We start from the raw sequence: 8,509 nt of genomic DNA on the forward strand, positions 1-8,509 counted from the left end.
GGCGGGCGAGACGCCCACCCCACAAAAAAATTCATTTCTTGTGGAACAGGCCGGAAAGCCTGTTCTTGAAAATGCTACGGCTTGTGATATTCGTGCCAGTGTCGGGCAATATCGATGCGGCGGCACAGCCACACGTTTTCGTGCTGCTGCACGTAATCCAAAAAACGCCCCAAAGCCGCCGCCCGCCCGGGCCTCCCCGCCAAACGGCAGTGCAGCCCCACACTCATCATCTTGGGCGCTGTCTCGCCCTCGGAGTAGAGTAAGTCGAAGGCATCCCGCAGGTAAGCAAAAAACTGATCGCCGGAATTAAACCCCTGACTTGTGGCAAACCTCATATCGTTGTTGTCGAGGGTATAGGGAATTACCAAGTGGGGCCTGTTGCACTCGTACACCCAGTAAGGCAAATCATCCGCGTAGCTGTCGGCATCGTAGAGAAAGCCGCCTTCCTCCACTACTAGCTTGCGAGTATGGGGGCTCGTGCGCCCGGTATACCAGCCGAGGGGACGGCTGCCGGTAACTTGCGTGTGAATGTCGATCGCCCTTTGCAAGTGCTCCCGTTCCGCTTCTTCTCCAAAATACTTATAATCGATCCAGCGGTAGCCGTGGCTGGCAATTTCCCAATCCGCTTCTAACATCGCTGCTACTGCTTCTGGATGCCTTTCTAAGGCCATCGCTACCCCGTACACTGTGACCGGTATTCCCCTGGAAACAAACATCCGGTGCAGCCGCCAAAAACCGGCTCTACTGCCGTATTCGTAACAGGATTCCATGTTCATGTGGCGCAGTCCCGATAGGGGGACGGCCCCGACAATTTCTGAGAGAAATGTTTCGGAAGACGCATCTCCGTGCAGGATGCAGGTTTCTCCGCCTTCTTCGTAATTAATTACAAATTGTACGGCTACGCGCGATCGATTTGGCCATTTAGGATCGGGGGGATTTTGCCCGTAACCGATTAATTCTCGCGGATAATTTGCTGGCATAAGTAGAAGGAAGTTCGGCAACGGATTCGCTCGACGGATTTAACGGATGTAACGGAGATCGGGAATCAGGAAGAGGGAAAATGCAATAATTGACGTTTTTGCTGTGGCGATCGGGAAAGGTGATTTTTTTTAATTGTACGATCGCACTTATTTTAACTTATAGCAGATTCCACGTTTATGAAGAACACCCAGATCGATCTCTCCCCGCCGTAGGGACACGGTACTGCCGTGTCCCTACTTCATAAACCTGGCAGATGCTGTATCTATCTTGCCGCGTTCCTGTTCTATTTCCTGAATTTCTTTAATTACCCGCGCTTTGCTGGCGATTAAATGTTCTTTAATTGCTCGCTCTGCGGCGGCTGCATTTTGTTCGATTACAGCTTGATAAATGCGGCGGTGTTCGCTGCGGATTTCCAATACTCCCGGATTGTATTCCATTGTGCGCAGCCGCACTAAGATCATTTTGTCAAACACCTGATCTAACAGAGTTACCAACCAAGAATTAGCGGAACTTTGCGCTAGCAAGCGGTGAAATTGGTAATCTGCGTACAGCAATTGATAGTTTGTCAGTTCGCCCGAGCGCGCGGGCGTGTTATTTTCTGCTTGAGTGACGATCGATTCTAGTTGTTTTAATTGAGTCGGTGTCGCATTTTGACTCGCCCCGGCGGCCGATAATTGTTCCAAAGCAATGCGGCAATCGTAAAGATCCTCCGCATCGGCGATCGACAGCGTAGCGACGCGCAATCCGTGATGCGGATCTGCCGTCACTAAATTCTCTCGCTGCAGTTGGCACAAAGCTTCTCTCACCGGAGTTCGGCTGACGTTTAGCATTTGAGCAAGTTGAGTTTCGATCAAGCGTTCTCCGCCTGCTAATTCCCCCGACAGGATAGCAGTTCGGAGAGCTTGGTAAGTTTGTTCGTGGAGGGATTGAGTGCGGCGAATCGCGCGAAATGACAAAGCCAAAATCAGTTATCCTTTAGTTAAAAGTAGAGTTAGTTTACTATTGTTAAAAATTGTTGATTCAGCCTTATCTCTCAGATTTTTATGTTAGATAATCAGGAGGTTTTGGCTGACTCATTATTAATGATACAGCACATTGACGCTGATGTAGCAGGTAGGTATAGATTGCAGGTGATATTTTTGGGGACGCGCGGCTTTGGCCGCAGGTGTCAACAACCACGCGCTTGGACGCAGTACGGCAGGGGTTTAAACAAGAGCCTGATAGAAGACATTCCGTTTTAAATGAGTAATGTTAATAGAGGGCTATTTGTGGGGTGGGGGCGGGTTTATTTTACCTGTTTGTACTATTTAAGGCTATTGGTGAACCCGCCCCTACAGGTCATGGGAATGGTGCAATATTTCGGTTAAGATTTACCCAATAACACCACGATCGTCAATCCTGTAGGGGCGGGTTCACCTACAGTTTTAAATGGCGCAGACAATCTAAATAAACCCGCCCCCACCCCTTGGTTAAAAGCTAAACTGAGTGCGGAGATTTCCCACAAATACAGTCGGGTTGCCATCAAAGTTGTTGGCATTAAAGATAGCATAAAATGCCGGGACGATCGCAATATTATTAGTAAGCGGGTAGTAGTACGAACCCTCTACCTCGTACTGAGTTCCTCCATTTCCCCCGCCGGAGAGCAAAAATCTGCGGCCCGATATGTAATCGTGGGGAATCACAAATGAAAGCACGCCCAGCGCCCCCTTTTTTCCCAAATCGGGAAATCCCATGCCGACTTGCAAAGACTGTACCTTAATATCTCCGCCAGAGCGATCGCGATTTACCGGATTTACCTCAAGTTGTCCGTAGGAATAGCGCCCGAACAAACCGAAATTCCGGCTCAGCAACCAATCAAAATTGACCACAAAAGTATCGGCGCCGGAGTCTCTAACTCTGCCCCCGAAACCGTCATCTGCATAGCCGTAAGGCAGCGGTTCGCCCACTGCGCCGCCGATGAATCCGTTATAAGGTTTGAGGCTCGATCGCGCGTAAAGCAGCCGCAGATTGAAAGAGTTGCTGGGGGCGTATTCCAACTGCGCTGTCATCGTGTTTGTACTGTTGAACAAACCATCGCTGGGATTGCTAGCCGTATTGAATACCGCAGGATTCAAAAATTCGGTATTTTCAGCCATATAAGCAGCCGTAAACCTGAGCGGTTTGGCAACTTGCCAAGTGACAGCAGCGCCCGATCCGCGATCGACTGCATTTAACAGCGTACTTCCGTTCGAGTTAAAACTCGTGGCTCCCCTCAGAAAGAACGTGAAGCGATTGCCGTCAAAATACCGATAATAATTCAATCGCGGCCCGATGGAAACTTGCACTTTATCTCCCACCGGAAACGTGTAAGACATCTCGCGAATTCCCACAGTATTAGCCGTGGGTACGCCAGTTTGATCTAAAAACGGCGTTCCCCAAGTGTTGTAAAAACCCGCCGATACCAGTTCGTTTGCGGGTGAGTTGCCGTTGCCGACAACTAACTGAGTCACCAGCGAATCTTTGCCTGTAAACGAAGTATTAAGCGTCAAGAAAGCGTAGGAGCTAAAAGTAGTTTCTGGTTGCCCCCGCTCAACGCGAGTCGGTCGGTTGTTGGCATCGCGAGTTGGGGGAGCAAAGGGGCTGTTTGGGGCGGTGCGGCTGCGTTCTGCGGTGATATCGCCTGTGGGAAATGCTGATGTCAGGTTGAACCAAACCGTAGCATTCAGTTTCGTTGTGGTCGAAAATTGATTCGATTCTAGCTCCGCCGTGCGGGCTTCTAATACATCGATTCTACCGCGCAGCGTTGCTAGTTCTGCCGCAAATTCTTCTTGCAGTTTTTGGAGTTTTTGTAAATCTTCTTTTTTGACTAAATTCGAGGTTCCTGCTGTTACCAACTCCGCAACTTTATCGAGACACGCATTCAAACCGGCGGCGAATTCGTAGCGTGTCATGGCTCGATTTCCGCGATAGGTGCCGTCGGGATATCCTGCTATGCAGCCGTAGCGCTCAACTAAGGATTGCAGTGCTTGAAATGCCCAATCTGTAGGCTTGACATCGCTGAGTTGGGAAACTGAGGTGACTTGCTCTATTTCGGCAGCATCGTTTATTTCCAGGCTGTCTGTTTGTTGGATGTCGGCGATAGTTGCCGGATTTTCCGGCGTTTGAATTGACTCGGCTAATTCGTTCGATTCGCTGGATGCTTGGGCTGCTGTTTCTGTCTGCTTTATTTCGCTATTTTGAGGAATTTCGGCAATTTGTTCGCTGTCGGTCGCGACGGAAATATTCTCAGCTTGCGCCACTTTTTCGACTTCGATATCAGCGGTTGTTTCTGGTTTTTCCGCAGAATTTATCTGTGTGTCAATTGGTGCGACAGGCAATTCTGCTACAGGTAATTCTGCTGTCGGGGCTGTTGCTTCCTCGGTTTCTGAAACGGAAGTTTCCGCCGCATAAATTCCAGGAGAATGCAGCAGATTAATACAAAAAAAGGCTGGCGTTGCTGTCAGCACAATTTGGAAAAACAAAAATTTAGACATTATCCTCACACCGTAATTTTTTAGTCCATGCAGGCGGACTTTGTTTGACAAGGAGCGGTTTTAACCGAACAATCTCGGACAACGGCAAAATACATCAGATACGACATTTATGAAGTAAACCCCACATCGTTAGCTCTCTGTAGGGACACTTCAAGATCCCTTCTTCGTGTCAACTTAACGTCAAACCCAGTCAGAGACTGCTGTTTGACTATTAAATCTAGATCCCCTCTAGGGCGTGTTTTCAAACTCTAAGATCCCCCCCAGCCCCCCTTCTTAAGGGGGGAGCAAGAGTTTTAAAGTCCCCCTTAAGAAGGGGGATTTAGGGGGATCTGGACTGGGTAAAAACGAGATTGAGCAAGGGTTTTAGGGTTAACTTGTCACCAATGAGCTGAGCCTAAGTCCCTACATTTCATCAACCTGGAATACGCTGTATTCGCTCTTTTAAGTCAGCGGTTTGCGATCGGCGGCAGGAGGTAAAGCCCGCTCTTCTTTCGGAGGCAAAAAGCTCTCATCAACTATCTTATTAACTGGGGGAGCTTCAATCTGTAAGACTTCTGCTACTTGTTTTGCTGTCGCTTCCAGACGAGCTGGATCGACTCCGCCCAAGCCAACTTTTTCAACTTCGGGAGTGATGTACAGCCTTTCTAAAGCAATTTGCAGGCGCCGCTTTTCCGCATTTTTGTCCATCAAGCTGTCTCCAGCTTTTACCACCGATTCCAATCCGGCTGTCGGATCTTTTAAGGTATCTTGGAGTCCTTTAAAATACGCTCTCAAAAATCCTTTTACTACTTCGGGATTCTGGTCTAAAAAGGCTTTTTTAACCACGATCGCATTTCCGTACAAATCTAAGCCGTTCTCAGTGTAGTAAAATACATTCATATCTTCCGGCTTTTTGCCTGCTTTTTCTAATGCAGGGATGATGGTTGTCGCAAAACCGCTCACTGCATCCACATCGCCTTTAATTAATAATGTTTCGCGCAGCTTCGGTTCCATTGTAATCCACTCTACCGAATCGGCTTGCACTCCGGTTTTTTGGGCGAATACCGGCCACAATTTGCGCGGTGCATCTCCTGCGGGAGCTCCTAGCTTTTTGCCGGCTAATCCTTTCGGATCTGCTATGTTGCTCGACTTGAGGGTGACAATTGAAAATGCCGATCGATTGTAAGGTACTGCAACTGCTACTACTGGATCGTTGGGATTTTTGGCGTTGAACTCCATCATCGAGTAAATATCGCCAAATCCAATCTCGAATTGGCCTGCTGCTACTTTAGTAATTGTATCAGAGGAACCGTAGCCCCGCTCGATTTTGACATCCAATCCTTCGGCGGGGAAATAGCCTTTGTCGATCGCCATTGTCAGCGGTGCGTTGTCGCCTTGCAGCAGCCAAGATGGATTGACTTTGATGGTGCGTTTCTGTGCGGTGTCGGCGGCTGTTGCTGTTGCAGTTGCTCCCCCTGATGCAGGGGTAGTTGCGGCATTCGGCTGCTGGGATTGGCAGCTACTCAGAATTAGTAGCGCTGCGATCGGCATTAGGGATAGCGATCGTCCTAACCACGTATTTTTCATGAAAAAAAACCTTGCTATTTGGACAACAAACCAAACCAAAAACCGATCGAGCGCACCAAAGGATCTCGCCCATCTCTGCGAATTTTGCCTCAAAGTTAAGCAGCGATCGGGTTTCTTGTATACGGTATGCTCAAATTAATTGGCTGACTGTATACAGAAACACAGTTTTTAGTTTTTTGTCAAACCACAATCAAATAGACAAGTTGATATTTGCCCTAACTGTAATGTTGCGCTCGCTTACCCGATCGCTCGTCCAAAAGTTTGTATTTTCGGATACAGCAAAATTTCCAAATATCAAGAATAAATAGATATATAAATTTGGAAACCATTTGTGTATACAGGATACGGCGAAGTTTATACTAAAGAAAGGAGTTAGACTAACTGTGGTACAGCCTAAAATGCTAACAAATGCGATCGAAACGCAAGAACCGACTCTGTTGGAATTCGATCGAGTGGGTTTAGAGTATCGAGTTGACGGCCAACCGAGGCGAATTATTGACGAAATTTCGCTGTCGATCGCCCAAGGAGAATTTGTGTCCTTTGTGGGGCCCAGCGGCTGCGGTAAAACTTCGATTTTGAGGATGGTTTCCGGGCTGTCTCCAGCGCCGATCGGCGAAATTCGGATTCGCGACAAAAAGATTGCCAAACCGCTTAAAAATGTCGGCATTGCCTTTCAAAATCCCGTGCTTTTGCCTTGGCGAAATACCCTCGACAACGTACTTTTACCGCTGGAAGTAGTGCAGCCTTACAAGCGGGAATTTAAAGATCCTCAGCGGCGCGAAAAGTTCGTGCGCCAAGCCCAAGAATTGTTAGCTACCGTCGGATTGCAAGACTTTCAAAAACAGTTTCCCTGGCAATTATCGGGAGGAATGCGGCAGAGGGCTTCCCTGTGTCGGGGCTTGATTCACCAGCCGGAAATACTGCTGTTAGACGAACCTTTTGGGGCGTTAGATGCTTTCACCCGCGAGGAAATGTGGGTGATGCTGCAAGAGTTGTGGATGCGGGTGAAGTGCGTTTGCATCCTGATCACTCACGATTTGCGCGAGGCAGTTTTCTTATCGGATACTGTTTATGTAATGGGCCCGCGCCCGAGTTCTATCGTCTATAAAGTCAAAGTTAACCTGCCGCGTCCCACTAATCTAGATATGATCCTGTCGGATGACTTCAACCACATCGTAGCAGAACTGCGCCGCCACATTCACCGCAATTAAAAAACGAGAAAGCAATGGATAAGTTAGAGAAATTTGCTCGCTCAAAAACAGCAAGCATTGTGATGCCAATTGCTGCTACAATCTTGCTGTTCGTGCTGTGGGAAATTCTGGTATTGCTCTTAAAAATTCCCCCTTACAACTTGCCCGCACCTTCTGCAATTCTCGCCGCCACTTTAACTCAAAGCAAAGCACTGATCGAAAACTCGGGACAAACTTTGTTTACAACTTTAGCGGGTTTTTGCATAGCCATTGTAGCTGGCATAGTGCTGGGGTTTCTGATCGGGTATTCGCGGATTGCCTATGTAGTTCTGTACCCGCTATTAGTTGGGTTCAATACTGTACCGAAAGTCGCATTAGTGCCGCTGTTTGCGCTGTGGTTTGGCATCGGTACGGTGCCGGCAATTCTGACTGCTTTTTTGCTGGCATTTTTCCCGATCGCAGTTAACGTAGCTTTGGGATTGGATACAGTTGAACCCGAGATGAAAGATGTGATGCGATCGCTCGGTGCATCGCAAATCGAAATCTTCCAAAAAGTCGGGTTCCCCCACACCTTACCCTACGTTTTTGCATCCCTAAAAGTAGCAATTTCCCTCGCCTTTGTCGGCGCTGTAATTTCGGAAACAGTAGCATCCAACAAAGGCCTCGGCTACTTAATTGTCACCGCGAGTTCTAACTTTGACGTGCCTTTAGGTTTTGCAGGATTGATGGTTTTGGCTGTGATGGGAACCGTACTTTACAGCTTGTTTGCTGCTGCTGAGAAATACCTGATTTACTGGGCGCGCTGATGGGATGGATTCAACCAAACCCACTGCCGGAAATTGGGGTGCAAGTGGCCTAAAGGTTCTTCGTGCCCAGGCTGTTTGATGTCTTCTACAGGTACTGGCGCGGGGGATTTTTTGGTTAGTTGGCGATTGAAGAATGTCATAACTTTGCCTCCAAGATTGTTGTTTTTCTGGGAGGCACATGGAAACCTGTCACCATACCAGCTTTATTTGGTATGTCCGAATCTTTTTCTGTGCCTTATGATACTATTATAGAACTTTTTCGGCGGGAAGTATCCCCCGATCGGGTGATATTGACTTAGGCATGGGGCAAAGATTGAATTTTCTTGTGGGGTGGGCATCCTGCCCGCCAGTCAGCAACAGGCAAGATGCCTGTTCCACAGCAACAGGCAAGATGCCTGTTCCACAGCAACAGGCAAGATGCCTGTTCCACAGCAACAGGCAAGATGCCTGTTCC

Annotated in this window: 9 protein-coding genes; 3 read left to right on the forward strand and 6 right to left on the reverse strand. The window is 48.2% G+C overall.

Annotation, left to right across the window (positions count from 1 at the left end; genetic code table 11):
• Positions 1-74: 74 nt before the first annotated feature.
• Positions 75-980 carry an allantoinase PuuE gene (gene puuE / locus QUB16_RS09410; RefSeq protein WP_333315708.1) on the reverse strand — a complete coding sequence of 302 codons (906 nt, stop codon included), beginning with the start codon at positions 978-980 and terminating at the stop codon, positions 75-77.
• A 234-nt stretch (positions 981-1,214) separates the two neighbouring features.
• Entirely contained in the window at positions 1,215-1,943 is a 729-nt protein-coding gene (locus QUB16_RS09415; RefSeq protein WP_333315709.1) for a GntR family transcriptional regulator, read from the reverse strand.
• Between the two features lie 81 nt (positions 1,944-2,024).
• Between QUB16_RS09415 and QUB16_RS09420 the strand changes: the two genes are divergently transcribed.
• A complete protein-coding gene (locus QUB16_RS09420; protein WP_333315710.1) occupies positions 2,025-2,222 on the forward strand; it encodes a hypothetical protein in 198 nt (65 codons plus the stop codon).
• A 228-nt stretch (positions 2,223-2,450) separates the two neighbouring features.
• Here QUB16_RS09420 and QUB16_RS09425 read toward each other — a convergent pair whose 3' ends face one another.
• Positions 2,451-4,493, reverse strand: coding sequence for an iron uptake porin (locus QUB16_RS09425; RefSeq protein ID WP_333315711.1), 2,043 nt, complete (start codon positions 4,491-4,493; stop codon positions 2,451-2,453).
• Positions 4,494-4,934: 441 nt separating this feature from the next.
• The gene (locus tag QUB16_RS09430; RefSeq protein WP_333315712.1) at positions 4,935-6,059 is read right to left on the reverse strand and encodes an ABC transporter substrate-binding protein; all 1,125 of its coding nucleotides are present in this window, start codon (positions 6,057-6,059) and stop codon (positions 4,935-4,937) included.
• A gap of 383 nt (positions 6,060-6,442) precedes the next feature.
• Between QUB16_RS09430 and QUB16_RS09435 the strand changes: the two genes are divergently transcribed.
• Together QUB16_RS09435 and QUB16_RS09440 are read left to right on the forward strand one after the other, a co-directional pair.
• Positions 6,443-7,270, forward strand: a complete 828-nt coding sequence (locus QUB16_RS09435) for an ABC transporter ATP-binding protein (protein ID WP_333147347.1) — start codon at positions 6,443-6,445, stop codon at positions 7,268-7,270.
• 14 nt (positions 7,271-7,284) lie between these two features.
• Positions 7,285-8,055 carry an ABC transporter permease gene (locus QUB16_RS09440; RefSeq protein WP_333315713.1) on the forward strand — a complete coding sequence of 257 codons (771 nt, stop codon included), beginning with the start codon at positions 7,285-7,287 and terminating at the stop codon, positions 8,053-8,055.
• Here the strand turns inward: QUB16_RS09440 and QUB16_RS09445 are convergent.
• Positions 8,040-8,195 carry a hypothetical protein gene (locus tag QUB16_RS09445; RefSeq protein ID WP_333147342.1) on the reverse strand — a complete coding sequence of 52 codons (156 nt, stop codon included), beginning with the start codon at positions 8,193-8,195 and terminating at the stop codon, positions 8,040-8,042. The two genes, QUB16_RS09440 and QUB16_RS09445, sit on opposite strands and share 16 nt — an antisense overlap.
• 106 nt (positions 8,196-8,301) lie before the next feature.
• Positions 8,302-8,509, reverse strand: a 208-nt coding sequence (locus QUB16_RS09450; protein ID WP_333315714.1) for a hypothetical protein, incomplete at its 5' end; no start/stop codon positions are given.

It is taken from the genome of Microcoleus sp. D3_18a_C4, from assembly GCF_036702415.1.
GTDB lineage: Bacteria > Cyanobacteriota > Cyanobacteriia > Cyanobacteriales > Microcoleaceae > Microcoleus.

Bases quoted from the DNA above. Each gene is read 5' to 3' on its own strand.
- puuE (WP_333315708.1), bottom strand. From the start codon at position 980: ATGCCAGCAAATTATCCGCGAGAATTAATCGGTTACGGGCAAAATCCC.
- QUB16_RS09420 (WP_333315710.1), top strand. From the start codon at position 2,025: ATGTTAGATAATCAGGAGGTTTTGGCTGACTCATTATTAATGATACAG.
- QUB16_RS09425 (WP_333315711.1), bottom strand. From the start codon at position 4,493: ATGTCTAAATTTTTGTTTTTCCAAATTGTGCTGACAGCAACGCCAGCC.
- QUB16_RS09430 (WP_333315712.1), bottom strand. From the start codon at position 6,059: ATGAAAAATACGTGGTTAGGACGATCGCTATCCCTAATGCCGATCGCA.
- QUB16_RS09440 (WP_333315713.1), top strand. From the start codon at position 7,285: ATGGATAAGTTAGAGAAATTTGCTCGCTCAAAAACAGCAAGCATTGTG.
- QUB16_RS09445 (WP_333147342.1), bottom strand. From the start codon at position 8,195: ATGACATTCTTCAATCGCCAACTAACCAAAAAATCCCCCGCGCCAGTA.